This window comes from Rhodopseudomonas parapalustris (assembly GCF_053772255.1).
Window position 1 is genome coordinate 1 of the sequence record NZ_JAMKBZ010000076.1, and the last position, 1,070, is coordinate 1,070.

At 37.3% G+C, this 1,070-nt stretch carries 1 protein-coding gene; it reads left to right on the forward strand.

Translation table 11 applies throughout. The features are described 5' to 3' along the window. Positions 1 to 12: 12 nt before the first annotated feature. The coding region (locus tag M9H71_RS25095; protein WP_455407577.1) for a phage tail spike protein at positions 13 to 1,070 on the forward strand (1,058 nt) is incomplete at its 3' end.

The window sequence follows — 1,070 nt, forward strand, 5'->3', positions numbered from 1 at the left end:
AGGAGGAACATTATGATAATACTTTATAACGCTGACGAAACTGCATTCACAGGCAATGGACTTTGCGTATTAGATGATGTACTGGCTACAGTTCCTAAAATAGTTGAGGAACTTAACGGCACCTATACATTAGAGTTAGATGTTGCAATTCAAGATAGACCAAAGAAAACAGGTACAGTATTGGCTAGCTCAAATTTATTAGCCGGCACATTTAAAGCCGGAGAACTTAGGGACAATGTTGAGGTTACAGCAAAGCATGACTTGATACAGAAAGAAATGATTATCAAAGCTGATGATAACTATTTCCGTATAAAGCAGCGCAGAAAAGGCATGAGAAGTGTTTATGTGTTTGCTAAGCAGATATTCTTTACAGATTTTGCAGACAACTTTCTGGAAGATGTGCGGCCCTCAAGTTTGAACGGCGCAGGAGCTTTGAATTGGATAAGCAGCCATACACAGTATTCACACCATTTTACTTTTATTAGTGATATTTCTACAGTAGCAACCGCTTATTATGTGCGTAAAAATCCTGTAGCAGCCATTATGAGCGAGGATAATTCCTTTTTAAAGGTTTGGGGAGGAGAACTACGGGCTGATAAATTCAATATATCTATTAACCAAGTGAGGGGCATGGACAGAGGAGTAACAATATCTTACGGCAAGAATCTTTTAGGCATTGAAGAAGATATGAATGATAATAACGTAGTTACAAGAGCAATGCCTATAGGATATGACGAAAATAATCTTCCTGTACTGCTTCCAGAAAAGTATATTGATTCTCCGTATATTAATAATTATCCGAATCCAAAGATACAAACATTTGAGTTTAGCAATATAAAAGTAGACCCGGATAACGGTGTTACCCTAGACATGGTTTATTCCATGCTAAGATTAGAAATACAGAAGCTTTATGACGGTGGCATAGACTTACCATATTATAATTATACTGTAAACTTCAAGGATTTATCTCAGACCGAAGAATACAAGGACTACGCCGTTTTAGAGCGTGTTTACATGGGCGATACCGTAACCATTAAGCATTTAAAGTTAGGCTTGGATTTAAAGGCTAG